19 protein-coding genes, 1 tRNA gene and 2 pseudogenes are annotated in these 24,492 nt (G+C 68.0%); 7 read left to right on the top strand and 15 right to left on the bottom strand.

Annotation, left to right across the window (positions count from 1 at the left end):
- Window positions 1–76 precede the first annotated feature (76 nt).
- The gene (locus tag AB5S17_RS13520; protein WP_369240168.1) at window positions 77–841 is read left to right on the top strand and encodes a Crp/Fnr family transcriptional regulator; all 765 of its coding nucleotides are present in this window, start codon (window positions 77–79) and stop codon (window positions 839–841) included.
- A 110-nt stretch (window positions 842–951) separates the two neighbouring features.
- Here AB5S17_RS13520 and AB5S17_RS13515 read toward each other — a convergent pair whose 3' ends face one another.
- The 3 genes from AB5S17_RS13515 to AB5S17_RS13505 form a co-directional block, all read right to left on the bottom strand.
- A complete protein-coding gene (locus AB5S17_RS13515; RefSeq protein WP_369240166.1) occupies window positions 952–1,539 on the bottom strand; it encodes a DUF4142 domain-containing protein in 588 nt (195 codons plus the stop codon).
- A 154-nt stretch (window positions 1,540–1,693) separates the two neighbouring features.
- On the bottom strand, window positions 1,694–3,535 hold the full coding sequence (locus AB5S17_RS13510; protein WP_369240164.1) for a PAS domain S-box protein: 1,842 nt from the start codon (window positions 3,533–3,535) through the stop codon (window positions 1,694–1,696).
- A gap of 87 nt (window positions 3,536–3,622) precedes the next feature.
- Window positions 3,623–4,363: a Crp/Fnr family transcriptional regulator gene (locus AB5S17_RS13505; RefSeq protein WP_369240162.1), complete on the bottom strand. Its 741-nt coding sequence runs from the start codon at window positions 4,361–4,363 to the stop codon at window positions 3,623–3,625.
- 142 nt (window positions 4,364–4,505) lie between these two features.
- Between AB5S17_RS13505 and AB5S17_RS13500 the strand changes: the two genes are divergently transcribed.
- The 5 genes from AB5S17_RS13500 to AB5S17_RS13480 all read left to right on the top strand — a co-directional run bounded on the left by AB5S17_RS13500 (window position 4,506) and on the right by AB5S17_RS13480 (window position 13,909).
- Window positions 4,506–4,865, top strand: a complete 360-nt coding sequence (locus AB5S17_RS13500) for a response regulator (RefSeq protein ID WP_369240160.1) — start codon at window positions 4,506–4,508, stop codon at window positions 4,863–4,865.
- A 143-nt stretch (window positions 4,866–5,008) separates the two neighbouring features.
- A complete protein-coding gene (gene pyc / locus AB5S17_RS13495) occupies window positions 5,009–8,470 on the top strand; it encodes a pyruvate carboxylase (protein ID WP_369240158.1) in 3,462 nt (1,153 codons plus the stop codon).
- Window positions 8,471–8,826: 356 nt separating this feature from the next.
- On the top strand, window positions 8,827–10,239 hold the full coding sequence (locus tag AB5S17_RS13490; protein ID WP_369240156.1) for a putative bifunctional diguanylate cyclase/phosphodiesterase: 1,413 nt from the start codon (window positions 8,827–8,829) through the stop codon (window positions 10,237–10,239).
- A 400-nt stretch (window positions 10,240–10,639) separates the two neighbouring features.
- Window positions 10,640–11,572 carry a substrate-binding domain-containing protein gene (locus tag AB5S17_RS13485; RefSeq protein WP_369240154.1) on the top strand — a complete coding sequence of 311 codons (933 nt, stop codon included), beginning with the start codon at window positions 10,640–10,642 and terminating at the stop codon, window positions 11,570–11,572.
- Between the two features lie 87 nt (window positions 11,573–11,659).
- Window positions 11,660–13,909 carry a methyl-accepting chemotaxis protein gene (locus AB5S17_RS13480; RefSeq protein ID WP_369240152.1) on the top strand — a complete coding sequence of 750 codons (2,250 nt, stop codon included), beginning with the start codon at window positions 11,660–11,662 and terminating at the stop codon, window positions 13,907–13,909.
- A 66-nt stretch (window positions 13,910–13,975) separates the two neighbouring features.
- Here AB5S17_RS13480 and AB5S17_RS13475 read toward each other — a convergent pair whose 3' ends face one another.
- From AB5S17_RS13475 to AB5S17_RS13460, 4 genes and pseudogenes are all read right to left on the bottom strand, one after another.
- Window positions 13,976–15,361, bottom strand: coding sequence for a sorbosone dehydrogenase family protein (locus AB5S17_RS13475; protein ID WP_369240150.1), 1,386 nt, complete (start codon window positions 15,359–15,361; stop codon window positions 13,976–13,978).
- Window positions 15,351–15,812 (bottom strand): DUF2231 domain-containing protein, encoded by a 462-nt coding sequence (locus AB5S17_RS13470; protein WP_369240148.1) that lies wholly within the window; start codon window positions 15,810–15,812, stop codon window positions 15,351–15,353. The genes AB5S17_RS13475 and AB5S17_RS13470 overlap by 11 nt, the downstream gene beginning before the upstream one ends.
- 515 nt (window positions 15,813–16,327) lie before the next feature.
- A pseudogene (locus tag AB5S17_RS13465) lies at window positions 16,328–17,182 on the bottom strand (methyl-accepting chemotaxis protein); the annotation flags it as partial.
- A 120-nt stretch (window positions 17,183–17,302) separates the two neighbouring features.
- A pseudogene (locus tag AB5S17_RS13460) lies at window positions 17,303–17,674 on the bottom strand (PAS domain-containing protein); the annotation flags it as partial.
- 400 nt (window positions 17,675–18,074) lie between these two features.
- On the opposite strand from AB5S17_RS13460, the gene AB5S17_RS13455 reads away from it, so the two are divergent.
- Window positions 18,075–18,151: transfer RNA gene (locus AB5S17_RS13455), tRNA-Pro, on the top strand.
- Between the two features lie 33 nt (window positions 18,152–18,184).
- Here the strand turns inward: AB5S17_RS13455 and AB5S17_RS13450 are convergent.
- The 8 genes from AB5S17_RS13450 to AB5S17_RS13415 all read right to left on the bottom strand — a co-directional run bounded on the left by AB5S17_RS13450 (window position 18,185) and on the right by AB5S17_RS13415 (window position 24,471).
- Complete coding sequence (locus AB5S17_RS13450; RefSeq protein WP_369240146.1) at window positions 18,185–19,519, bottom strand: folylpolyglutamate synthase/dihydrofolate synthase family protein; 1,335 nt, start codon at window positions 19,517–19,519, stop codon at window positions 18,185–18,187.
- A gap of 44 nt (window positions 19,520–19,563) precedes the next feature.
- Window positions 19,564–20,499 carry an acetyl-CoA carboxylase, carboxyltransferase subunit beta gene (gene accD / locus AB5S17_RS13445; protein WP_369240144.1) on the bottom strand — a complete coding sequence of 312 codons (936 nt, stop codon included), beginning with the start codon at window positions 20,497–20,499 and terminating at the stop codon, window positions 19,564–19,566.
- 48 nt (window positions 20,500–20,547) lie between these two features.
- Window positions 20,548–21,381 (bottom strand): tryptophan synthase subunit alpha, encoded by an 834-nt coding sequence (gene trpA, locus AB5S17_RS13440; protein ID WP_369240142.1) that lies wholly within the window; start codon window positions 21,379–21,381, stop codon window positions 20,548–20,550.
- Between the two features lie 220 nt (window positions 21,382–21,601).
- Window positions 21,602–21,928, bottom strand: coding sequence for a divalent-cation tolerance protein CutA (cutA, locus tag AB5S17_RS13435; protein ID WP_369240140.1), 327 nt, complete (start codon window positions 21,926–21,928; stop codon window positions 21,602–21,604).
- Between the two features lie 24 nt (window positions 21,929–21,952).
- Window positions 21,953–22,237 (bottom strand): type II toxin-antitoxin system RelE/ParE family toxin, encoded by a 285-nt coding sequence (locus AB5S17_RS13430; RefSeq protein ID WP_369240138.1) that lies wholly within the window; start codon window positions 22,235–22,237, stop codon window positions 21,953–21,955.
- Window positions 22,234–22,515 (bottom strand): hypothetical protein, encoded by a 282-nt coding sequence (locus AB5S17_RS13425; RefSeq protein WP_369240136.1) that lies wholly within the window; start codon window positions 22,513–22,515, stop codon window positions 22,234–22,236. Before AB5S17_RS13425 ends, AB5S17_RS13430 begins: the two co-directional genes overlap by 4 nt.
- A 64-nt stretch (window positions 22,516–22,579) precedes the next feature.
- The gene (gene trpB, locus AB5S17_RS13420; protein WP_369240134.1) at window positions 22,580–23,797 is read right to left on the bottom strand and encodes a tryptophan synthase subunit beta; all 1,218 of its coding nucleotides are present in this window, start codon (window positions 23,795–23,797) and stop codon (window positions 22,580–22,582) included.
- Window positions 23,794–24,471: a phosphoribosylanthranilate isomerase gene (locus tag AB5S17_RS13415; RefSeq protein ID WP_369240132.1), complete on the bottom strand. Its 678-nt coding sequence runs from the start codon at window positions 24,469–24,471 to the stop codon at window positions 23,794–23,796. Before AB5S17_RS13415 ends, trpB begins: the two co-directional genes overlap by 4 nt.
- Window positions 24,472–24,492: the final 21 nt, after the last annotated feature.

Below are 24,492 nucleotides of genomic sequence, written 5' to 3'. Positions count from 1 at the left end.
AGCGACTCGCATCCGCCGCACGGGTCCCCTGGCGGCCAGCCCCCCAGCATCCCCTGCAGCAGGAAAGACTTCTCGATTGACAGCAGACGAGCGCGGACCGCTGGACGTGCTGATCCGGCGATTGAAACGGGCGAGCCGGCTGGACGAGACCGAGGCCGAGGCGCTGCTGTCGCTGCCGGCCATCGTGCGCGATGTCGGGTCGGGCTACATGATCGGGCGGTCCGGGGAGCGGCCCGGCCAGTGCTGCCTGCTGGCCGACGGCTTCATCCGCCGCGACCAGACGACCAGCGACGGCAAGCGCCAGATCCTCTCCTTCTACGTCCCCGGCGACATCCCCGACCTGCAGACGATCCATCTGAAGACACTGGATCACGACGTCGTCACCGTCACCGAGGCGCGCCTCGTCTTCCTGCCGCACGAGCCGCTCGTCGCGCTGTGCCGGGCGCACCCGCTGATCGGCGAGGCGCTGTGGCGCGAGACGCTGATCGACGCGGCGGTGACGCGGGCCTGGATCACCACCATCGGGCGGACCTCCGCGCGGGCGCGCGTGGCGCATCTCCTGTGCGAGCTCGCGACCCGTCTCGACGTCGTCGGGCTGGCCGAGGAGCGCCGCTTCCGCATGCCGCTGACGCAGCACGAGATCGGCGACGCGCTCGGCCTCAGCATCGTCTCCGTCAACCGGATCCTGCAGGACTTGCGGGGCCACAAGGTGATCTCGCTGTCGAAGCGGGTCCTGGCGATCCACGACTGGGACAAGCTGCAGCGGATCGGCCAGTTCGACCCGCTCTATCTCCATCTCCACGGCGCGCCGCCGGCGTCGGGCATGCCGGAAGGATCCTGAGGCCGCGCGGCCACGGTCGAACGCGCCTCTTGGATTGCGATGGGCCGGGATGCCAAGCACCCCGGCCCAGTCGGGACGGAAGCGGACGCCGACGCGTCCGCGCGCCGCCGTCAGGACTTCTTCTGGAGCTTCTGGACGAGCTGCTTGTGATGCTTCAGCGTCGGCAGGGTCTTGGCAGCGAACTGCCGGATCGGGCCCTTCTCGCCGTTGTTGGAGTAGGACTTGAACAGCGCGATCGCGTTGTCGTGGGCCTGCGACTGCATCTGGATGTACTTGGCGTCGAAGCCCTCGCTCGGCGCCGCCTCGAGATCGTCCAGCATCTGCTTGTGCTCCGGGTCGAGGCCGGTCGGCACGCTGACGTTCATCTTCGACTGCTTGACCGCAGCTTCGAGCTTGGTGGCGGCCTGCGAGTGGTCGTGGACCATCTTCTGCGCGAAGTCGTGGACGGCCTTGTCCTTCGATTTGCGGAGCGCGAGGTTGCTGGTTTCGATCTCGAACGTGTTGGAGACCGCCGCCATCGGGACGAAGTTCTGCGCGGTCTTGACGTTCTGCGGGGCCGGCATCGGCGCCTTGGACGCCGCCATGGCGGAGGTGCCCTTCGCGGTGCCGTTGGTGCCGTTGCTCGTCGACTGGGCGAGCGCCGGCGCGGTGAGGCAGAGGGAAAGGGCCGCTGCGAGCGGAAGAAGACGTGGTGTCATGAAGTTGGCTCCGTGGGTTTCCGCCGGTCGACAGCGTCCGTCGGCGATGCGGAGATCAAGCTGGGCCCTGGATTTATTGTTCCCGATCCGATGCTTAGCCCCGACCGGAATGGTGCGGCGAACCGCCGCGGGACGCGCGGAACAGCTTTCGCGCCTATCCCGGCAGTGGCAGCACGATGCGGCAGCGCAAGCCGTCCGGCTCGTAGGCGAGGCTCGCCTCCGCCTGGATCTGGTAGCGCAGGGTCCGCTCGAGGAGTTCGCGTCCGAAGCCAAGGCGCTGCGGTTCCTCGCCCAGAGTGACGCCCGTCTCCTTCCAGTCGAAGACCAGCCTGCCGGGCTCCTCGGTCTCCTCGACATGCCAGGCGATGTCGATCCGGCCGGCATCCGAGGCGAGAGCGCCGAACTTGATCGCGTTCGTCGCGAGTTCGTGGACGGCGAGCCCGAAGGTCTCGGCGATCCGCGACGGCAGCCGCAGGTCCGGCCCGGCGATGAAGACGGTTTCGCCTTCGCGGGCCGTCGCCGCGATCATCTCGTCCGCGACGAGGTCGAGCAGCGAGACCCGTCCGCCGGGGTCGCGGGTGACGGCGGACTGGACGCGGGCGAAGGCGTCGATGCGCCCCTCCAGATGCATGGCGTAGTCCTCGACGGTGTCCGCCGTTTCGGCGGTGCGCCGGACGATCGACCGGACCACCGCGAGCGAGTTGCGCACGCGGTGCTGCAGTTCCGCCAGGAGGACGCGCTGATGCTCCTCCAGCCGCCGCCGGTCGTCGATGTCCGTCGACGTGCCGAACCATTCCAGGGCGTCGCCCGCCTCGTCCGGGGACGGCAGCGCCCGGATCTCGAACCAGCGATAGCGGCCGCTGGCGGCTTCGCGGAAGCGGCAGTCCGCGGAGAATTCGCCGCGATCCTCCGCCGTCGTCCAGGCGGCCTCGATGCCGGGCCGATCATCCGGGTGGACGGCATCCAGCCAGCCGGTGCCGCGGCTCGCCTCGAGGGAAAGTCCCGTGAATGCCTCCCACCGCTGGCTCGCCCAGATGCAGTGCCCGTTCCTGTCGGCCCGCCAGACGAGCTGCGGAATGCCGGCGATCAGGCTGCGCAGCTGCTGGCGACTCTGCCGCAGTTCCAACTCCGCTGCCCGCCGCGCCGTCACGTCCCGGCCGATCTTCAGGAAGCCGCGAAGCTCGCCTCCGGGCGTCCGCAGGGCGGTCACGCTGCCCTCGATGAAGACCAGCGTGCCGTCCCGGCGCTGGTGCCAGCGTATGTTCGGCGCATGGCCGGTCTCCGCCGCCATCGCCAGTTCCTTCGCGACCTCGCCGCCCGCCCGGTCCTGCGGCGTGTAGAGAATTTCGGAGTGGCGGCCGACGATGCTGCCCGCATCATAGCCGAAGACGGCCTCGGCGCCGGGCAGCCAGTCGGTGACCGTGCCCTCGGTGTCGGTGGTGAAGATGGCGTAGTCGCGGGCCTGCTCGACGATCAGGCGGAAGCGCTGTTCGCTCTCGCTCAGCCGCACGCCCGTCTCGAACCGGTCCGTCGCATCGACGACCGTCGCGAGGATGCCGGCAGGCTTGCCGGCGTCATCGGTCAGCGGGCTGAGATTGTAGTCGAGCCTGACGGTGCCCCGCCCGTCGCCCCGGGCCAGTTCCTGGTCCCTCAGCGACAGACTCTCGCCGCGCAGTGCGGCCGCGAACGTCGGTTCGAGGGCCTCCCAAACCCGTGGCCAGCATTCGCGGGTGGGTCGCCCGAGATCCGCCGCATGCTCGTTTCCGACGAGCGCGCTGTAGCCGTCGTTGTAGATCTGCACGAAGTCCGGACCCCAGCGCACGATCATCGCCATCGGCGAGGCCAGAATGAGGTCCACGACCGCCTTGAGGCTCTGCGGCCAGCGGTCGCGCGGCCCGAGCGACGTGCGACCCCAGTCGAAGGCGCGGACCCGTTCGCTCATCTCGCCGAGGGCACCCGCTCGCCGCTGCGGGTGATTTGCGCCGGCGTCGCTCAATTGCCTGTCTCCCGGAATGGTCATCCCGGCCGAAATAGCGGGGAGCCGCCAACCTTCGAAGCCTCAGCCCGGAATTTCGCGTACCGGCTAAGAATTCGCCGCAAGATGATCGCCGTCGCGATCGAGGTGCAGGTAGTTCGGATTGAACATCGCGCGCCGCTTCAGGCCGTCGAAGTCCAGTATCGTCAAGGTGCGCTGGCGAAGCGCGATCAGGTTCGCCTTGCGCAGGTCCTGGAGAACGCGGTTGACGCTGACCGTGGTCAGGCCGCTCGCTTCGCCGATCTCCGCCTGCGACATCGGCAGCGGGCAGGTGTTGCCGACCGTCAGACCGACGCAGTCGAGCCGCGTGAAGATCTCGCAGAAGAGGTGGCTGATGCGCTCGGCCGCGTCGCGCTGGCCGAGGCTGGTCGTCCACTCGCGCTGGATCGACGCGCTGACGAGCGTCTCCCACCACAGCGCCTGGGTCACGCGGGGATGGTTGATGATCAGCTCTTCGAACACCGAACGGCTGACTTCCGCGACCGTGACCGAGGTCAGCGCGGCGATCGAGTGGTCCATCTCCTTGAGGATGAAGACGTTGACGTCGCACAGGTCGCCGGGGACGAACAGCGACATGATCTGGCGCTTGCCGTTCTCCAGATCCTTGAAGCGGCAGGCCCAGCCGTCGAGAAACAGGTTGATGAATTCCGGCCGGTCGCCCTCGCGCATGATCAACTCGCGCGGACGGTACAGCCGCAGCTGCGAGCCGCTCAGTCGGCTGATGGCCTGGACATCGCCGGTCGAAAGGCACGTGAAATAGCCCAACTTGCGAATGAGGCGGGTGGCCATGAAGAGCGCCTTCCGTGCGGGGATCTCTGGTAAAGCCCGACCAAGCGGAAACGTTTCATCCTATCTTTTTTGACGGAACCGATCGGCGGCACATCTTCAGGGTGTCTGCCGGAACGCACGAGACCCCGGGGGTGGGCGCGCAATGAGCTTGATCGGACACGTCGTCCTCGTGGTCGAGGACGAATACTACCTCGCGGACGACGTCGCAGTCGCGCTGAATCGGCTGGGCGCAACCGTGATCGGACCGGTGCCGACGGTTGCCGAAGCGCGCGAAAGGCTGGCGCGGGCCGATCGCATCGACCTCGCCGTGCTCGACATCAACCTGCAGGGCGAGGCGATCTATCCCTTCGCCGACGATCTCTCCGACCGGGGGATTCGCTTCGTCTTCGCGACGGGATACGACACCGCGGTGCTGCCGGAGCGTTTCCGCGACACGCCGCGCTGGCAGAAGCCCTTCGATCCGCAGGGCCTGGCGGCGGCGCTGGCCGAGCCGCCGCGCTGACGTCCCGCAATACGGGGCAGCCGGAAAGTATCCGGCCGCCGGATCGGCCCTTCGCACTTGCACAATCGCCGCCCTCGCAGCAAAGTCGATTTTCGTGCCGACAGGGCATCGGTCGTGCGCCTAGTTCGAAGGGGGAGCGTTCCTTGGCCATCCGCAAGATTCTCGTCGCCAACCGATCGGAGATCGCCATCCGCGTCTTCCGTGCGGCCAACGAACTCGGGCTGAAGACGGTCGCGATCTGGGCGGAAGAGGACAAGCTGGCGCTGCACCGCTTCAAGGCGGACGAGAGCTATCAGGTCGGCCGCGGCTCGCATCTGGAGCGCGATCTCGGGCCGATCGAGAGCTATCTGTCGATCGAGGAGATCCTGCGCGTCGCCAAGCTCTCCGGCGCCGACGCCATCCATCCGGGCTACGGCCTGTTGTCGGAGAGCCCGGAATTCGTCGACGCCTGCGACGCCGCCGGCATCACCTTCATCGGCCCCGCGGGCGACACCATGCGCCGGCTCGGCAACAAGGTCGCCGCCCGCAACCTCGCGGTCGAGGTCGGGGTGCCGGTGGTGCCGGCCACCGAGCCGCTTCCCGAGGACATGGGACGCATCCGCGCGATGGCGGCGAAGGTCGGCTTCCCGGTGATGCTGAAGGCGTCCTGGGGCGGCGGCGGGCGCGGCATGCGCGTCATCCGCGCCGAAAAGGACCTCGAGCGCGAGGTGACCGAGGCCAAGCGCGAGGCGAAGGCCGCCTTCGGCAAGGACGAGGTCTATCTCGAAAAGCTGGTCGAGCGGGCCCGGCACGTCGAGGTGCAGATCCTCGGCGACACCCATGGCAACGTCGTCGACCTGTTCGAGCGCGACTGCTCCATCCAGCGGCGTAATCAGAAAGTGGTGGAGCGCGCGCCGGCGCCGTATCTCTCCCACGAGCAGCGCCGGGAACTCGCCGGCTACGCCCGCAAGCTCGCCGACGCGACGAACTATGTCGGCGCCGGCACGGTCGAATTCCTGATGGATGCCGATACCGGCGCCTTCTACTTCATCGAGGTCAATCCGCGCATCCAGGTCGAGCATACCGTCACCGAGGAGGTGACCGGCATCGACATCGTCAAGGCGCAGATCCACATCCTCGACGGCGCGGCGATCGGTACGCCGGCCTCCGGCGTGCCGAAGCAGGAGGACATCAAGCTCAACGGCCACGCCCTGCAGTGCCGGATCACGACCGAGGATCCCGAGCACAACTTCATCCCGGACTACGGCCGCATCACCGCCTATCGCGGCGCCACCGGCTTCGGCATCAGGCTCGACGGCGGCACGGCCTATTCCGGCGCGGTCATCACCCGCTACTACGATCCGCTGCTCGAAAAGGTCACCGCCTGGGCGCCGACGCCCGAAGAGGCGATCGCGCGGATGGACCGCGCCCTGCGCGAATTCCGCATCCGCGGCGTCGCGACCAATCTGACCTTCCTCGAAGCCATCATCGGCCACCCGAAATTCCGCGACAATTCCTACACCACCAAGTTCATCGACGAGACGCCGGAGCTCTTCCAGCAGGTCAAGCGCCGCGACCGCGCGACCAAGATCCTGACCTATCTCGCCGACGTGTCGATCAACGGCCATCCGGAGACCAAGAACCGGCCGCGCCCGTCCGCGGACCATGCGCCGCCGGTGCCGCCGCAGTTCCAGGCGCCGCTGGCCGACGGCACGCGCCAGAAGCTCGACCAGCTCGGCGCTGCCGGCTTTGCCGCCTGGATGCGCGAGCAGAAGTCGGTGCTCCTCACCGACACGACCATGCGCGACGGACACCAGTCGCTGCTCGCGACGCGCATGCGCACCCACGACATCGCCGCCGTTGCCGATGCCTATGCCCGGGCGCTGCCGCAGCTCCTCTCGCTCGAATGCTGGGGCGGGGCGACCTTCGACGTCGCCATGCGCTTCCTGATGGAGGATCCCTGGGAGCGCCTCGCGCTGATCCGCGAGAAGGCGCCGAACATCCTTCTCCAGATGCTGCTGCGCGGCTCGAACGGCGTCGGCTACACCAACTATCCCGACAATGTCGTGAAGTATTTCGTGCGGGAAGCCGCCAAGGGCGGCGTCGACCTCTTCCGCGTCTTCGACTGCCTGAACTGGGTCGAGAACATGCGCGTGTCGATGGACGCGGTGCTGGAGTCGGGCAAGCTCTGCGAGGGCGCGATCTGCTACACCGGCGACCTCTTCGATCCCGACCGCGCCAAGTACGACCTGAAATACTACGTCACGCTCGCCAAGGAGATGGAGGCGGCCGGCGTCCACATCCTCGGCGTCAAGGACATGGCGGGGCTCCTGAAGCCCGCCGCGGCCCGCGTCCTGTTCAAGACGCTGCGCGAGGAGGTGGGCCTGCCGATCCACTTCCACACCCACGACACCTCCGGCATCTCCGCCTCGACGGTGCTGGCGGCGATCGATGCCGGCGTCGACGCGGTGGACGCGGCGATGGACGCCTTCTCCGGCAACACCTCGCAGCCCTGCCTCGGCTCGATCGTCGAGGCGCTGAAGGGCACCGAGCGTGATCCCGGCCTCTCGGCCGATGCGATCCGGCGCATCTCCTTCTACTGGGAGGCGGTGCGCAACCAGTACGCCGCCTTCGAGAGCGACCTCAAGGGGCCGGCGTCCGAGGTCTATCTCCACGAGATGCCGGGCGGCCAGTTCACCAACCTGAAGGAACAGGCCCGCTCGCTGGGCCTCGAGACCCGCTGGCACCAGGTCGCGCAGACCTATGCCGACGTCAACAAGATGTTCGGCGACATCGTCAAGGTGACGCCGTCCTCCAAGGTCGTCGGCGACATGGCGCTGATGATGGTGAGCCAGGACCTCACCGTCGCCGACGTCATGGACCCGAAGAAGGACGTCTCCTTCCCGGATTCGGTGGTCTCGATGCTGCACGGCGACCTCGGTCAGCCGCCGGGCGGGTGGCCGGCCCAGCTGCAGAAGAAGGTGCTGAAGGACCGCCAGCCGATCACGGTGCGGCCGGGCTCGCTGATCGCCGACGCCGACCTCGCCAAGGAGCGCGAGACGATCGAGGCAAAGCTTGAGCGCAAGGTCAGCGACCAGGAGTTCGCCTCCTATCTCATGTACCCCAAGGTCTTCACCGACTTCGCCATCCTCGCCGAGACCTACGGCCCGGTCTCGATGCTGCCGACGCCGTCCTGTTTCTACGGCATTGAGCAGGAGGACGAGGTGCTGGTGGACATCGAGCGCGGCAAGACGCTGGTGATCCGCTGCCTCGGCTTCGGCGAGACCGACGAGAAGGGCATGCGCACCGTGTTCTTCGAGCTGAACGGCCAGCCGCGGCGCATCAAGGTGCCGGACCGCGCCCACGGTGCGGCGGGCGGCGGCGTCAAGCCGAAGGCCGACCCGACCAATCCGAACCACGTCGGCGCGCCGATGCCGGGCGTCGTCTCGACGCTGGCGGTTTCGGCCGGCCAGGAGGTCAAGGCGGGGGACGTGCTGCTGTCGATCGAGGCGATGAAGATGGAGACCGCGCTCCACGCCGAGCGCGACGGGACGATCGAATCGGTGCACGTCGCCGCCGGCGCGCAGATCGACGCCAAGGACCTGCTGGTCGTCTACAAGGGTTAGTGCGAGACACTCCGCCGGGGAGGGCGGAGTCCGTCCCCGCCGGAGACCGCTGACCCCGGCGGCGGGGCGCGCCGGAGCGATAAATCCGTCCGGACGGCGGCTTTGACGGGCGCGTGGCGACATTTTCCGGCGCGAAGACCGTCAGGCCGCATTCGCGTTCGCGAAATCTTATGACTTTCCGGGCTAGGCCGCGCGCAGGCCTTCCCGCACCGATCGTCGCGAGTACAATCATGCATAGCGCAAAGCCGGAAGCAGAACGGCTCAGTTATCGGATTGGGCTCATCCTCCTGACATCGGCCGCGATTCTGTCGCTCCTGGACGTTCAGCTGTCCCAGGGGGCCGGAAGTGTCATCGAAATGACATCTATTCTGGTCGCGGTCGCGATCTTCCTGGCGCTCGTGCTGTTGCTCAGGCTGCGCGAGCGGGTTCGGGCGAAGCTCGACGAATGGGAATTGCTGCGCAAGCGCGAGGCGCTCCTCCTGCGCCGGGACGAGTTGACCGGAGCGCTCAACCGGAGCGCCTTCATCGCCGACTGCGCGATGCGGCTGCGCCGGGCCGACTTCCGCCATGCGCTGCTTCTCCACATCGATCTCGACTACCTCAAGCAGATCAATGACGGGCAGGGGCACGATGCCGGCGACGCGGCGCTGCGCCAGCTCGGCCTCGTCGTGCGGCGATGCTGCCCCGGCGCGTTGTTCGGCCGCCTCGGCGGCGACGAGTTCGCGCTCCTTCTGGAGGCCGATCCGCTTCCCGACAGCGCCGTGGTCACCGCGCAGCTGTTCGGCGATCTCGCTCAGCCGGTCTGGCACAAGGGGCGCCAGCTGAAGCTTTCCGCCTCGATCGGCGTGGTTAAGGTCGCGGCCGGCGACGGCGATGTCGACGAGGCGATGAAGCGCGCGGACCTCGCGCTCTACGAGAGCAAGCGCAACGGCCGCGCCCAGGCGACAGTGTTCCGACGCGAGATGATGGTCGACTACAAGCATCTGCGGTTCATGGAACGCGAGCTGCGGGCCGCGATCCTGCTCAACGAGCTGGAGCTTGACTACCAGCCGATCTTCGAGCGGGACGCGGCGATCCGCGGCTGGGAAGCGCTGGTGCGCTGGCGCCACCCGGTGCGCGGCCGCATCCCGCCGAACGACTTCATCCCGATCGCCGAGCAGTCGCTGCTGATCGACATGCTGGGCGAATGGGTCCTGCGCCGGGCCTGCCTCGATTTCCGCGACATTCCCGAGCGGCTGGTGGGGGTCAACTTCTCCGCCAGCCAGTTCAAGCGCGACGACGTGGTCGCCATGGTCCAGCGGGTGCTCGGCGAGACCGGCATGCCCGCATCCCGCCTGGTGATCGAGGTGACCGAGAGCGTCGCGCTCAACCTTCACGAGGACATCATCCGTCGGCTGCAGGCCCTGCGGGCGATGGGTGTGCGGATCTCGCTGGACGATTTCGGCGCCGGCTTCTGCGGCTTTGCCTATCTCCGGTCCTTCCCCATCGACTCGATCAAGATCGACAGGGCCTTCGTCGCCAAGCTCGGCACGACCGAGGCGGACGACGTGATGCTGACCGCCCTGTCGAGCGTCGCCCGCGCCATGGGAGTCTCGGTTCTCGCAGAGGGAATCGAAACGGAGGAGCAGTTGGTGCTCGCCAAGGCCGCGGGATGCGACTTCTTCCAGGGCTATCACCTCGGGCGCCCGCAGCCGGTCGACGCTGCCCAGTCCGCCGCCTCGGCCATGACGGCCGACAACGATCCGGGGCAGAACCAGCTCTCGGCCTGAGCCCGGACGGGAAGGGCAGCGGCCCTCGCACCGCGTGGGGGTGGCCGTGAAGCCTTCGCCTTTGGCCGAAACGCCGGCAGGTCGGGTGACGACAGGCGGGCCAGGCGACGTCGCCTCTACTGGCGCGACGTCAGCGGTTCGCAAAGCGTCCGCTGCGGGCGTTGCCGTCGCGGCGGCAGAGTGACGCCCGGGTCCCGCATGCGCTGGCGCACGCGTGTTCCGACCGGCGTTAAATTAAACCTGGCTGAAAGTAAGTCAAATTTACTGATGGTTTGGTCGCGTGGCCCGGATTTGTATTTGATCTCCGTAACATAAGGCGCCCCCCGTGCCTGTCGCCTAAACTATTCCTTATGAAAGGCCCGGTATCGATCCGAGCTGTGGACGATCATGCGGGGAAGTCATGAACAAGCTCGGAATCCTTGGGATTGCGGCAATTGCGGCGGTCGCTGTGCCGTCACTGGCCAGCGCGAAGACCATCGGCGTCGCGATGGCGAGCCTCGACGCCTACAAGACCTTGCTGGCGAACGGCATCAAGAGCCGGGGCGAGTCCCTCGGCCTGACGGTGCGCGTCGAGAACGCCGACAAGGATTCCGACCGCCAGATCGCGGCGCTGAAGGACTTCGTCAAGTCGGGCGTTGACGCGATCATCGTCAATCCGGTCAATGGCGATCGTGGCGTGGAAATCTCCAAGATCGCCACCGATGCCGGCATCCCGCTGATCTACGTCAACAGCGAGCCGATCAATGTCGACCGGCTTCCGCCCAAGCAGGCGTTCGTCGCGTCGAAGGAGGCCGAGGCCGGCACGCTGGAGGCCAAGCAGGTCTGCCAGGATCTCGGCGGCAAGGGCAAGGTCGCGGTGATGATGGGCGAGCTCTTGCACCCCGCCGCGCGGCGCCGGACGGAATACACGCTGAAAACCCTGCAGAGCGACGGCTGCAAGGGCATTCAGGTCATCGAGCAGCAATCGGCGAACTGGTCGCGCGACGAGGGCGCCGAGCTGATGCGGGAGTGGCTTGCTGCCGGCGAGCGGCCGGACGCGATCATCTCCAACAATGACGAGATGGCCCTCGGCGCGATCCGCAGCCTCAAGGAGGCCGGCATCGACATGAGCCGCGTCAAGGTCGCGGGCGTCGACGCCACCAAGGACGCGCTGGCCGCGATGAAGCGCGGCGACATGGCTGTCACCGTCTTCCAGAATGCGGCGGGACAGGCGTCGGCGGCGGTCGACGCGGCCATGAAGTTCGCCGGCGGCGAAGACGTCCCGTCGAAGATCTACGTGCCCTTCGAGCTCGTCACCCCGGCGAACGTCGCGCAATACGCCGGCAAGAACTGAGCCGCAAACGCCCCCCATTCGACAACGGATCACCAGGCCTCGCCGCGGGAAAGGCGGCTTTGAGGCCTCGGTCGGAGAACGCAGGACATGTGGAACAAGCTTGGTATTCGCAGCAGGATCAGCCTCGGCTTCGTGCCGCTGCTGCTGCTCATGGTGTTTCTTTCGGTCAATGCCGTGCGCGGCGTGGAAGGCGTCTCGAACCTGTTCGCGTCCTATCGCCACGCGGCGGACCAGAGCCTTGCGATCGGGGACTACAGCGAAGCGCTGAACACCATCCGCGCGGCAGCCGACCACATCGGCAGCGCGCCGGGCGGGGCCGACGTGACGGCGTTCGACGCGGGCGTCAGCAAGATTCTGGCCGACAAGGGGCGGGTGGATGATCTTTTCGCCGGTGAGACGGCCGTGCTGGATCAGCTCAAGACCGTCCGTCAGGATGTCTCGACCTTCTCCGACGCCTTCCACCAGATCGTCGACCTCGACAAGGAACGCCAGAGCCTGATCTCCAAGGTCACCGATTTCGGTCCCTGGACCGAGATCGCGCTGGCCGACATCATGCGTTCGTCCTGGCGCGGCTTCGACATCGCCGCCCTTTACCAGGGCGCGCAGACTTATGCCGCGATCAGCAAGAGCCTCTACTATTCGGAGCGCTTCGTTCAGGCTGGCGATATCGACGCCTATGCCCAGGCCCAGGCCGAACTCGCCAAGGCGATCGCCGGCCAGGAAGCGCTGGCGAAGATGCTGAAGACCGACATCCAGCTCGGCCGCTCGAAGTCGGCATTGCAGCTGATGAAGAACTACAGCGCCCGCCTCGCCGACATGAAGGACGTCGTCGCCAAGAGCAACAATCTGCGCGAGAGCGTGCTGGATGTTCTCGGCCCACAACTGCAGTCGACCTTCGCCAAGCTCCAGAGCGGCATCGTCGAGCGCCAGCGCGCGCTGGGTCCGCAGGCGGAGGCTATGGCGAGCTCGACCGCGACCAGCACGCTCGTCATCTGCGGCCTCGTCGTCCTCGCCGGCCTTGTCCTTGCCTATGCGCTCGGCCGCCTCATCTCGCGCGCCGTCCAGCAGCTCGCCGAGGTGACGCAGCAGATCGCCAGCGGCAACAACGACGTGGCGGTCGAAGGCGTCGAGCACAAGCACGAACTCGGCGCGATGGCCCGTTCGCTCCGGATCTTCCAGGAGAACGGCCGCGCCAAGCTCGCGGCGGAAGCCGAGGCCGAGCGTTCGCGCCGCGCGGCGGAAGCGGATCGCACCTCGCGGGAAGCCGAGAAGGCGGCGGAAGCGCGCAAGCTGGAGGCTGCCTTCCGTCAGCTGTCGAAGGCCCTGCAGCGTCTGTCGCAGGGCGATCTGACGGTTCGCGTCGACCAACTCGATCCCGCCTATGCCGAGATCCGCGACCAGTTCAACACCTCGGTCGAATCGCTGGAGGCGACCCTCGGCTCGGTGGTGACCTCCACCTCGTCGATCCGCGGCGGCCTGAAGGAGATCAGCATCGCCTCGCACGATCTCGCCCAGCGCACGCAGCAGCAGGCGGCGAGCATCGAGGAGACCGTGGCGGCTCTCACCGAAGTGTCGAACGGCGTCAACCGGACGGCCGAAAGCGCCGGCAGCGCCCGCCAGTCCGCCGAAATGGCCCGAAAGAACGCGGCCAAGGGCGGCGAGATCGTCAGCCGGGCGGTCGCGGCGATGAGCCAGATCGAGGCTTCCTCGCAGCAGATCACCCAGATCATCTCGGTGATCGACGAGATCGCCTTCCAGACCAATCTCCTCGCCCTCAACGCGGGCGTGGAAGCCGCCCGCGCGGGCGAGGCCGGCAAGGGCTTCGCCGTGGTGGCGCAGGAGGTGCGCGCGCTCGCCCAGCGTTCGGCCGAGGCCGCCAAGGAGATCAAGGACCTGATCTCGGCCTCTTCGTCCCAGGTGCAGCGCGGCGTCGAACTCGTCACCGCCTCCGGCAAGTCGCTGGACGAGATCGTCGCGCAGGTCGGCGGCATGAGCCAGATCGTCTCGCAGATCGCGGAGAGTGCGCGCGAACAGGCGCTCAGCCTGAAGGAAGTGTCCGCTGCCGCCGATCAGATGGATCAGGTGACGCAGCAGAACGCGGCCATGGTGGAAGAGACCACGGCGGCCGCCCAGAACCTCAACAGCGAGACCGAGGATCTGGCGGCAGCCGTCGGGCGGTTCACCACCCGGGCCGCCGGCGGCGCCAGGACCGCTGCCGTGCCGGCTGCCCGTCCCGCAGCCGCGGCCAGGAAGGCGGTTCCGCAGATGCGCGCGACCGGACGCGGCGGCGCTGCGCCGAGGCCGGCGCAGGCCGAGGAGAGCTGGGAGGAGTTCTGATTCTCCGGGGTCTGTTCCCGACCCGCCAACTGACGCGAATGCGGCGGCCGGAGCGTGCGCCGGGCCCTACTGGCTCGGCGCGCTCTGGCCGCCGTCGCTCGTGACCCGCCACACCGTATTGCCGACGTCGTCGGCGATGAGGAGGGCGCCGGACTTGTCGATGGCGACGCCGACGGGACGGCCACGCGCATTGCCCTTGCCGTCGAGGAAGCCGGTCACGACATCCTCGGCCTTGCCGCTCGGCTGGCCGTTGGTGAAGGGCACATAGACCACCTTATAGCCGTTGAACCGGTCGCGGTCCCAGCTGCCGTGCTCGCCGACGAAGGCGCCGCCCTGATACTTCTGCGGCAGGCTCGTGCCGGTCGAGAAGGCGAGGCCGAGCGGTGCGACATGCGAGGACAGCGCGTAGTCCGGCGGGATCGCTTTGGCGACGAGGTCCGGGCGCTGCGGCATCACGCGCGGATCGACGTGCTGGCCGTAATAGCTGTAGGGCCAGCCGTAGAAGGCGCCGTCCTTCACCGAGGTCAGGTAATCCGGGACGAGGTCGGGGCCGAGCTCGTCGCGCTCGTTGACGACGGCCCAGAGGGCCTTGGTCTGCGGCTGGATCGAGAGGCCGTTCGGATTGCGCAGGCCGCTGGCGAAGATCCGGTGGGCGCCGGTCTGCCGGTCGACCTCCCAGATCGCCGCGCGGTTCTTTTCCGCCTCGATGCCGTTCTCGGTGATGTTGGAGTTCGAGCCGACGCCGACATAGAGCTTCGAGCCGTCGGGGCTCGCGACGAGGCTCTTCGTCCAGTGATGGTCGATCGGCCCGCCCGGCAGCGGCGTCAGCACAGTGCCCGGTCCGGTGATCTTGGTGTCGCCCGTGTGGTAGGTGTAGTGCATGATCGCGTCGGTATCGGCGACGTAGAGGTCGTTGCCGACGAGCGCGACGCCGAAGGGCGAGTTGAGATTGTCGAGGAAGAGGCTCTGCTGCGCCGGCTGCCCGTCGGCGCCCTCGCGCACCAGCGTGATGCGGTTGCTCTTGCCCTGCGATCCGCCGCTGCCGCCGCTGGAGGTCACGAAGGATTCCACCCAGCCCATGATCAGGTCCTTCGGCCGCTCGATCGGCTCGACGTTCGGACCCTTCGACTGGACGATCAGCACGTCGCCGTTCGGCAGCACGTAGACCGTGCGCGGATGCTGCAGCCCCGTGGCGAGCGCCGAGATCTTCAGCCCGGCGGGCACGCTCGGCGTCTCGCCCTTCTTCCAGCCGACCACCGGCGCGAGATGCATCGGCGGGAGCAGGTATTGGTGCGGCTCGGGCAGCTTCGGGTTCGGCCCGATCTGCGAGGAGACGTCGAACTGGCCGTCGCTGGCGCCGGTGAGCACGACCGCGGCGACGCCGGCGACGGCGAGAGCCGCGACGCGGCGCCTGACGGAGTTCGCTGCCTTTTCAGTCGGATCAGAGCGCATTGTTCGACACTCCCACCCGGTGGCGATAGACCATCGCCCAGCCCATCCAGCCTGTGAACAGGAGGACGAGGACGGTCACGGCCGACAGGATCAGCCCGGTCGGGACCACCGACGTCCAGGCGTCGCGGCTGTGGACGAAATCGTTGAAGATCGCGAGCACGAGGACGACGACATTGCCGCCGGCATGCATCCAGGCCGCGCCGAGGTCGCGCACGCGGCGGCTGCCGATGAAGTCGATCAGGCCGACGATGGCGGCGAGGACGCCGAAGCCGATGCCGACGGTCAGGAGCCAGGCGGAGAAGTTGGTCCACATCATGTCGGCCGTCTGCCAGTATGCGATATCGGTCGCGAGCGCGCCGATGAAGCAGACGATCGGGAAGGGCACCAGCATGGGATGGATGGGATGGCCGACGAGGCTCGCCGTCGACCGGGGATTGTCGTAGTAACTCATGAAGCTCTTCCGCGCGGCCTGCCACGATGGGCGGTCGTGGCTAACCCGCGGCTGCGAGCGAAGTTCCGGCAGGGGCAAGCTTTTCTGCGGCGATCCGGCGGTTCTCGGCCGGATCCGGGCGAGGACAAATCGCCGGCACGTCTGGCAGCGGTGCGGCCGGCCCTCGCGCGAAGCTTCTCGTCATGCGGCCCAGCCGCTGCGGCCAGAATGCGCAGTTTCAGCGGGACGCGGCCAATCCGCCATTCCCGCTGCGAGCGATGGGATTGCGCTCTCCTGCCGGGAGGCCCGGTTCGGCTTCTTCCCGGCAGGATTCGTGGGGTGACTGCCTTTGCGTCAGGCGGCGCGGCGATAATCCCGCCGCGCCGGGACGCTTGCCGCTTGCGCCGCAGCTTCGTCGGACACCCTGAAACGTTCGACGATCTGGCCGAGCCGCCGGGCGTCGCCGGCGAGAGCCTGCGCCGCCGCGGTCNCCCCCCCGGGACGCTTGCCGCTTGCGCCGCAGCTTCGTCGGACACCCTGAAACGTTCGACGATCTGGCCGAGCCGCCGGGCGTCGCCGGCGAGAGCCTGCGCCGCCGCGGTCGTCTCTTCCACCAGGGCGGCATTCTGCTGGGTGAGCTTGTCCATCTGGTCGGCCGCGCTCGAGACCTCGCGCAGGCTCACCGCCTGCTCGTTGGCCGAATCGGCGATCTTGGCAATCGCCGCCGTCATGGTCGAGACCTCCTCGACGATCTCCTCCAGCGACTTGCCGGACGCTGTGACGAGATCGACGCCGCTCTGCACCTCCTCGCTCGACGTCTGGATCAGCGCCTTGATCTCCTTGGCCGCTTCGGCGGAGCGCTGGGCGAGGCCGCGGACCTCCTGCGCGACGACCGCAAAGCCCTTGCCGGCCTCGCCGGCGCGCGCCGCCTCGACGCCGGCGTTCAGCGCCAAAAGGTTGGTCTGGAAGGCGATCTCGTCGATCACCGAGATGATCTGGCTGATCTTCTCCGACGAGGCCTCGATCCGGCTCATCGCGTCGACGGCACGGGCGACGATGGCGCCGCCCTTTTCCGCCTTCTGCCGCGCCGAGGTGGCGACCTTGCGGGCCTGGCCGGCGCCCTCCGCCGTCTGGTTCACCGCCCGCGTCACCTCGCCGAGCGAGGCCACCGTCTCCTCCAGGCTCGCCGCCTGGGTCTCCGTGCGGTGCGACAGGTCGTTTGCGGAACCGGCGATCTCGTCGGTCGCGCGTTCCACCGTCTGGACCGTTGCCGCGACATCCGACATCGCCTCGGCGAGCGATCCGACGGCGGTATCGAAGTCCGTTCCGATCTTCGCGAAGGCCTCGGGCAGGCGTCCCGACAGCCGGACGCCGAGATCGCCGTCGGCGATCTTCGCCAGCGCGCCTGCCAGCGTCTCCATCGCGCGGCCACGCGCCTCGGCGAGTTCGGCCTCGGCCGCCTGCGTCTTCGCCTGCTGTTCGCGCAGCTCCACCATGATCGTCATGTCGACCAGAAAGACCAGGATCGCCTGCCGGCCCTCGATCTCGGCCGAGATCATGGTGACGAAGCCGGGGAAGGTGGTTCCGTCGAGGCGCTTCACCGTCCACTCGAAGCGCTCGGTGCCGTTCTTCAGCGCGTTCTGGACGTGCCCCTTCCCCCTCTCGGCGCTTTTCGAGCCACAGGACTGGAACTCCGGCGCGATCGCGTCCGGCGACAGGCCGACGATCTGCGAACGCTCGCCGCGCAGGAAGCGCTCGGTCGCGGGGTTGCAGTCGCGGATCGTCCCGTCCTGGATGACGTAATAGGCATCCGGCGACACCCGCAGAACCTCGTCCGCGAATTGTTCCTGATAGCTGCGCTTGTGCTTGCCGAACGGTCTCATCACGGACGTCGTCTCCCCCTCGAACGATCGCAAGACGATAGATCCGCCGATTGAAGAAACTCTTACGGGTTCCGGGCAGCCGACGAGAGGTTTCGACATGCGCGCCGATTCTGCACCAGACGGGTCGGCGCTTGCCTTGAAAACCGCAGCGGAACCAGGGCGCCGCCTTCGCGGCGGGGCCGGCGGAGCCGGCCACCTCTCTTTCCGAGCGGAACATCGGGCCTGCATCAGCCGGCGGCGGCGAGGACCTCCGGCTCGTCTCGCCGGCCGCTACGTCTCCCGCCGGGCCTCAAGGAAGATCCACCGGTGCGGTATGACGGCCGTCGTCGCGGGGTCTTCACCGGCGACCCGCGAAAGCCTCTTGCTTCGACAGCCGGCCTTCTCTAGGACTTTCCCCAGTCGGAGCGTAGCGCAGCCTGGTAGCGCACCTGAATGGGGTTCAGGGGGTCGGAGGTTCGAATCCTCTCGCTCCGACCATTTCCCGGAAAATTGTCCCGCTGCCGTCGCGCTTCAGCGCGGCGCCATACCGCTGCGCTGCAGCACCTCGCCGACGAGATAGAGCGAGCCGCAGATCAGAAAGCGCGGCGCGGGATCGGCCTGCCAGTTGGTCGAGACGAGCGCGATCGCCTCCTCGACGCTGTCGCAGGGTTCGGCGTCGAGCCCGGCGGCGATCGCCGCGTCGGCGAGTTCGTCCGGATCGATGCCGGCTTCCGACATGTGCACCGGCACGGTGAAGACGCGCCGCGCGATCCCCGCAAAGGCCGAGAAGAAGCCGACCGGATCCTTGGTGTTGATCATGCCGACGATCAGGAAGAGCGGCCGCGAGACCCGCTCCTCCATATCGGCCAGGGTTTCGGCGATGACGGTCCCGGCGCCCGGATTATGGCCGCCATCGAGCCAGAGTTCGGCGCCGTCCACGGCCATGCGGTGGAGCGGACCGGCGGTGATCCGCTGCATCCGCCCCGGCCATTCGACACTGGCGATGCCCGCCTCGATCGCCTCGGCGCTCGGGTTGAAGCCGGCCTGGCGCAGCGCCCCGATCGCGGTCGCCGCATTGGCGATCTGGTGGCGCCCGGGCAGGCGCGGCATCGGCAGGTCCAGGAGGCCCGCCTCGTCCTGATAGACCAGCCGCCCATGCTCCTCGAAGGCGAAGAAGTCCTGGCCGTAGACGAGGAGCGGCGCGCCGGCGCGGTCCGCCATCGTCGTCAGCACCTCGAGCGCGACCTCCTCGGACTGCTGGCCGATCACCAGCGGGACTCCGGGCTTGATGATGCCGCCCTTTTCCGCCGCGATCAGCTCGACCCGGTCGCCGAGATAGGCCTGATGGTCGAGCGAGATCGCGGTGATGACGCTGGCGGCCGGCCGCGGGATGACGTTGGTCGCGTCGAAGCGCCCGCCGAGGCCGACCTCGACGATCGCCGCGTCCGCGGGATGTTCGGAGAAGAGGAGAAAGGTCACCGCCGTCAGGATCTCGAAGACGGTGATCGGCTGCCCCGCATTGGCATGGGCGGCGCGCCGCACGGCCTCGGCCAGCACCGCATCGTCCACCAGCGCGCCGCGGCGGCCATTTCCAGCCATGCGGTAGCGCTCGTGCCAGTTGACGAGATGCGGGGAGGTGTGGACGTGGACGCCCTTGCCGTCCGCCTCGAGGATCGCCGCGGCGAAGGCGGTGACCGAGCCCTTGCCGTTCGTCCCGGCGACATGGATCACCGGCGGCAGAACCAGATGCGGATCGCCGAGCGCCTCGAGCAGGCGGGTGATGCGTTCGAGCGAGAGGTCGAAGCCCTTGGGATGCTTCTGCATCAGGCGCTCGATCTCGGCCGCGGCCAGGGAAGTCGTGGTCATCGCCCTGCGTTACGCCAGCCGGGCGCCGGATGCAAAGCCCCTCGTCACTCGGCTGCTTGCGGCTCGGGTTCGGCCGAGAGAACGGCGTCCTCGGCCGGCACCGGCTCGGCCGCAGGAACGGCTTCGGCCGCGGGGGTCTTGGTCAGGAGTTTCAGCAGCGTCGCGATCTTCGACTTCAGCTGATGGCGATGCACGACCATGTCGACCATGCCGTGCTCCATCAGATATTCGGCGCGCTGGAAGCCGTCGGGCAGCTTCTCGCGGATCGTCTGCTCGATGACGCGGGCCCCGGCGAAACCGATCACCGCGCCGGGTTCGGCGATGTGGACGTCGCCGAGCATCGCATAGGAGGCGGAGACGCCGCCGGCGGTCGGATTGGTCAGGACGACGATGTAGGGAAGGCCCGCCTCCTTCAGCATCTCCACCGCGACGGTGGTGCGCGGCAGCTGCATCAGCGACAGGATGCCCTCCTGCATGCGCGCGCCGCCGGAGGCGGAGAACAGGACGAGCGGCCGCTTCTCGGCAATCGCCGTCTCGAAGCCGCGGATGATCGCCTCGCCGGCTGCCATGCCGAGCGAGCCGCCCATGAAGGCGAAGTCCTGCACCGTCGCGACGATCGGCAGGCCCTCGATCGCGCCCTTGGCGACCATGACCGCATCGTCCATCTCGGCCTTGGCGCGATATTCCTTCAGGCGGTCGACATAGCGCTTGGAGTCGCGGAACTTCAGCGGATCGACCGGCGCCGTCGGCAGGTCGACCAGATCGTAGGTGCCGTCGTCGAAGAAATGGTCGAGCCGGTCCTTGGCGCGGATGCGCATGTGGAAGCCGGAGGAGGGCACCACCCACTGGTTCGCCTCGAGGTCCTTGTGGAAGACCATCTCGCCGGTCTCCGGACACTTGATCCACAGGTTCTCCGGCACCTGCCGCGCGGCGAGCAGGCTGGAGAACTTCGGGCGGACGTAGTTGGTGATCCAGTTCACGGCGATTTCCTCGGCAATGCTTCAGTTCGGCCGGACATGGCCTCTCATTCAGGCCTTCGCAAGGCGCGCGGAGCGCACGCCTGCGGCAAGCTCGGCAACGACCGCGGTGACGGCGGCGACGGTCCGGTCGGTGGCGCGCCCGTCATCGAGAGAGGCCTCCACCGCGCCGACGAGGGCGGAGCCGACGACGACGCCATCCGCCGCCTTGCCAATCTCGTGCGCCTGCTCGCCGGTCCGCACGCCGAAGCCGACGCAGACCGGCAGGTCGGTGTGGCCCTTGATCCGGCCGACGGCGGCGGCGACCTTCCCGGCATCCGGTGCCGCGGCGCCGGTGATGCCGGTGATCGAGACGTAGTAGACGAAGCCGGAGGTGTTCTTCAGGACCGCCGGCAGGCGCTTGTCGTCGGTCGTCGGCGTTGCCAGGCGGATGAAGTTCAGCCCGGCGTTCAGCGCCGGCAGGCAGAGTTCCTCGTCCATCTCCGGCGGCAGGTCGACGACGATCAGCCCGTCGACGCCGGCTTCCAGCGCATCGGCCACGAAGGCTTCGACGCCGTAGATGTAGATCGGGTTGAAGTAGCCCATCAGGATGATCGGTGTCTTCTCGTCGCCGGACCGGAAGTCGCGGACGAGAGACAGCGTCTTCCGCAGCGTCTCGCCGGCCGTCAGGGCGCGCAAGCCGGCCTTCTGGATCGCCGGGCCGTCGGCCATCGGATCGGAGAAGGGCATGCCGAGCTCGATGATGTCGGCGCCGGCCGCAGGCAGCGCCTTGACGATGTCGAGCGCCGTCGCGTGGTCGGGATCGCCGGCCATGACGAATGTCACGAGCGCCGGCCGGCCCTCGGCCTGAAGGTCGCGAAAACGGTCTTCGATGCGTGTGGTCATGGTCGGGCCTTCGATGGTCGGCGCAGGCGCTGCGGGGCGGCCGCAATTTCTGCCGCGGGGATACGACAGGATGGCGCGGCTGAAAAGGGCGCGGGACGGAACTCCATCGATCGCGCGAGGGGATCGGCTCGTCTTCAGCCGACCGGATGGTCGACGCCGATCGGCCCGCGCGGACGCTCCCACGAATTGTGGGCCGCTTGCTGCCGCCGGGCCGTGCGCCTCACCCGGCAGCGCAGCACTCCGCGATCCAGGCGGCCGTCGCCGCGTCGACGAAATCGGCCTTGAACCCGAAGATCGCCGGCGTCTCGTAGGGGTGGATCTCGCGGATCCTGGCGGCGCAGGCGTCGAAGAAGTCGGCGCGCGTCTTGATCGTCAGCGGCCACTCGTCCTGCCGCTCCACCGCGCCTTTCCAGAGGTAGCGGCTGTCGACCGGCTGGCTGGCGATGTTGCAGCAGGCGGCGAGGCGGGCGTCGAGCAGAGCGCGCGCGAGCTGGCGCGCGACGTCGAGCGTCGGGCAGGTGACGTGGATTTCAACGATGTCGGTCACGAAGACGCTCCAAGTTAGGGTGGTCTACGGCCAATCGGGCGACCGCTCGGCGCGTTGATCCCATACCCGGATGATCTCGATCCGGTCGCGACGCACGACATAGACGAACAGGAACGGCGTGCGCCCGACGACGATTTCGCGTGTGTCGTCGTCTCCTGGCCGTCCGGTAAACGGATGTTGCCGGAGCGTCCGGATCGTCCTTTCGAACGCCTCGCGAGCCTTGACCGCGCCGTCCGGAAATACCTGCTCATAGTACCGCCGAAACCAGGCGAGGTCGGCGCGGGTCCGCGGCAGGAAGACGATGTTCATCGCGTCGGCAAGACATCCGGGTCCGGCGGGGGGAGTTCGCTCTCGGTCCCCCAGCTCTGCACCCATCGGGCGACGGACTCTTCGGAGATGAAGACACCGTCGTCCGCCTCTCTCAGAGCCTGGCGGACCGCTTCGCGCTTACGTTTGCGGCCGGCAAGATATTGGGCGATCGCCGCCTCGGCGATCTCGGTCGCCGGCTGATTGGACCGGCGGGCTTCCGCGTCGAGGTCCGCTCTCAGAGCCGGTCCTAAAGGCAGAGAGAAATCGGTCGATGCCATCAATGCACCTCCTTCGATGATCGCGCAGCACGCTCCTGGGTCGGCCGGCGGGCGAGGACAGCTCCTAAAGCTCCACGCCCAGATGCTTCGCCGCCGTGAACACGTCCTTGTCGCCGCGGCCGCACAGGTTCACCACGATGATCTGGTCCTTGGCCATCGTCGGCGCGCGCTTGATCACCTCGGCGAGGGCGTGGGACGGCTCCAGCGCCGGAATGATGCCTTCCGTTCGCGTCAGGAGCTGGAAGGCGGCCAGCGCCTCGTCGTCCATGATCGGCACGTATTCGACGCGGCCGGTGTCCTTCAGCCAGGAATGCTCGGGCCCGATGCCGGGATAGTCGAGGCCGGCCGAGATCGAATGGCCTTCCTTGATCTGCCCGTCCGGAGTCTGCAGGAGATAGGTGCGGTTGCCATGCAGCACGCCGGGCGATCCGGCGGTCAGCGAGGCGCAGTGCTCCTCGCCGTCGAGGCCCTTGCCGCCCGCCTCGACGCCGACGATCGAAACGTCCTTGTCGTCGAGGAAGGGGTGGAAGAGGCCGATGGCGTTGGAGCCGCCGCCGACGGCGGCGACCAGCATGTCCGGCAGGCGCCCCTCGGCGGCCAGGATCTGCTCCTTCGTCTCCTTGCCGATCACCGACTGGAATTCGCGCACCAGCTCCGGATAGGGGTGGGGGCCGGCGGCGGTGCCGATGAGGTAGTAGGTCGACTCGACGTTCGTCACCCAGTCGCGCAGCGCCTCGTTCATCGCGTCCTTCAGCGTGCCGTGGCCGGCGGTGACCGGGACCACCTCGGCGCCGAGCAGCTTCATGCGGAAGACGTTCGGCGCCTGCCGCTCGACGTCGGTCGCGCCCATGTAGACGACGCAGGGCAGGCCGAAGCGCGCCGCCACCGTCGCCGAGGCGACGCCGTGCTGGCCGGCGCCTGTCTCGGCGATGATCCGCGTCTTGCCCATCTTGCGGGCGAGCAGGATCTGGCCGAGGCAGTTGTTGATCTTGTGCGAGCCGGTGTGGTTCAGCTCGTCGCGCTTGAAATAGATCTTGGCCCCGCCGAGCTTCTCGGTCAGCCGTTCGGCGAAATAGAGCGGCGAGGGCCGGCCGGTGTAATGGGTGTTCAGATCGTCGAGCTCGGCCTTGAAGGCGGGGTCGTTGCGCGCCTCGGTCCACGCCGCCTGCAGGTCGAGGATCAGCGGCATCAGCGTCTCGGCGACGAAGCGCCCGCCGAACAGGCCGAAGCGGCCCTCTTCGTCGGGACCGGCGCGGAAGGAGTTGGGCTGGATCTGGTTCACGAGGCTCTGGCCTTTCTTGTCTTCGCGCTCGCCGCAATGGCGTCCAGCGCGTCGAAGAAGGAATGGATGCGGGCTATGTCCTTGACGCCCGGGGCGCTCTCGACGCCGGAGGAGATGTCGATGCCGGCGGGCCGGGCGATCTTGACGGCCTCGGCGACATTCGCGGCGTCGATCCCGCCGGAGAGCATGTAGGAGAGGGCCGGGTCGAGACCGGTCAGCAGCGTCCAGTCGAAGGAGACGCCGTTGCCGCCCGGCAGGACCGAGCCCTTCGGCCGCTTGGAATCGAGCAGGATCCGGTCGGCGACGTCCCGATAGGCGTCGATCCGGGCAAGGTCGGCGGCCTCGGAGACCGCGAGCGCCTTCATCACCTTGAGCCCGGTCCGCGCCCTGATCGCCGCGACCCGCTCCGGCGTCTCGCGCCCGTGCAGCTGCAGCCAATCGGGACGCACCTGTGCGACGAAACGGTCTACCAGCGCATCGTCGGGATCGACCGCGACGACCACCGTCTCGGCTTGATCACCGACGAAGGCTCGAAGGTCGGCCGTCGGCTCGATCTCCAGATGCCGCGGGCTCTTGGCGAAATGGATGAACCCGACATGCGTCGCCCCCCGCGCAAGCACGGCTCCCATGGCTTCGGGCGTCTTCAGGCCGCAGATCTTGATGTCGAGCGTCATGCCTTCGAAGTGGCATCAAAG

The organism is Jiella sp. M17.18 (genome assembly GCF_041027365.1).
In the GTDB taxonomy this organism is placed as follows: domain Bacteria; phylum Pseudomonadota; class Alphaproteobacteria; order Rhizobiales; family Rhizobiaceae; genus VKMB-3413.
This window is presented reverse-complemented; position numbering and strand designations above follow the sequence as displayed.

Excerpts from the sequence above, each read along its gene's own strand:
- AB5S17_RS13515 (WP_369240166.1), bottom strand. The coding sequence starts at position 1,539 with ATGACACCACGTCTTCTTCCGCTCGCAGCGGCCCTTTCCCTCTGCCTC.
- AB5S17_RS13505 (WP_369240162.1), bottom strand. The coding sequence starts at position 4,363 with ATGGCCACCCGCCTCATTCGCAAGTTGGGCTATTTCACGTGCCTTTCG.
- AB5S17_RS13500 (WP_369240160.1), top strand. The coding sequence starts at position 4,506 with ATGAGCTTGATCGGACACGTCGTCCTCGTGGTCGAGGACGAATACTAC.
- AB5S17_RS13490 (WP_369240156.1), top strand. The coding sequence starts at position 8,827 with ATGACATCTATTCTGGTCGCGGTCGCGATCTTCCTGGCGCTCGTGCTG.
- AB5S17_RS13485 (WP_369240154.1), top strand. The coding sequence starts at position 10,640 with ATGAACAAGCTCGGAATCCTTGGGATTGCGGCAATTGCGGCGGTCGCT.
- AB5S17_RS13480 (WP_369240152.1), top strand. The coding sequence starts at position 11,660 with ATGTGGAACAAGCTTGGTATTCGCAGCAGGATCAGCCTCGGCTTCGTG.
- AB5S17_RS13475 (WP_369240150.1), bottom strand. The coding sequence starts at position 15,361 with ATGCGCTCTGATCCGACTGAAAAGGCAGCGAACTCCGTCAGGCGCCGC.
- AB5S17_RS13470 (WP_369240148.1), bottom strand. The coding sequence starts at position 15,812 with ATGAGTTACTACGACAATCCCCGGTCGACGGCGAGCCTCGTCGGCCAT.
- AB5S17_RS13450 (WP_369240146.1), bottom strand. The coding sequence starts at position 19,519 with ATGACCACGACTTCCCTGGCCGCGGCCGAGATCGAGCGCCTGATGCAG.
- trpA (WP_369240142.1), bottom strand. The coding sequence starts at position 21,381 with ATGACCACACGCATCGAAGACCGTTTTCGCGACCTTCAGGCCGAGGGC.
- AB5S17_RS13430 (WP_369240138.1), bottom strand. The coding sequence starts at position 22,237 with ATGAACATCGTCTTCCTGCCGCGGACCCGCGCCGACCTCGCCTGGTTT.
- AB5S17_RS13425 (WP_369240136.1), bottom strand. The coding sequence starts at position 22,515 with ATGGCATCGACCGATTTCTCTCTGCCTTTAGGACCGGCTCTGAGAGCG.
- AB5S17_RS13415 (WP_369240132.1), bottom strand. The coding sequence starts at position 24,471 with ATGACGCTCGACATCAAGATCTGCGGCCTGAAGACGCCCGAAGCCATG.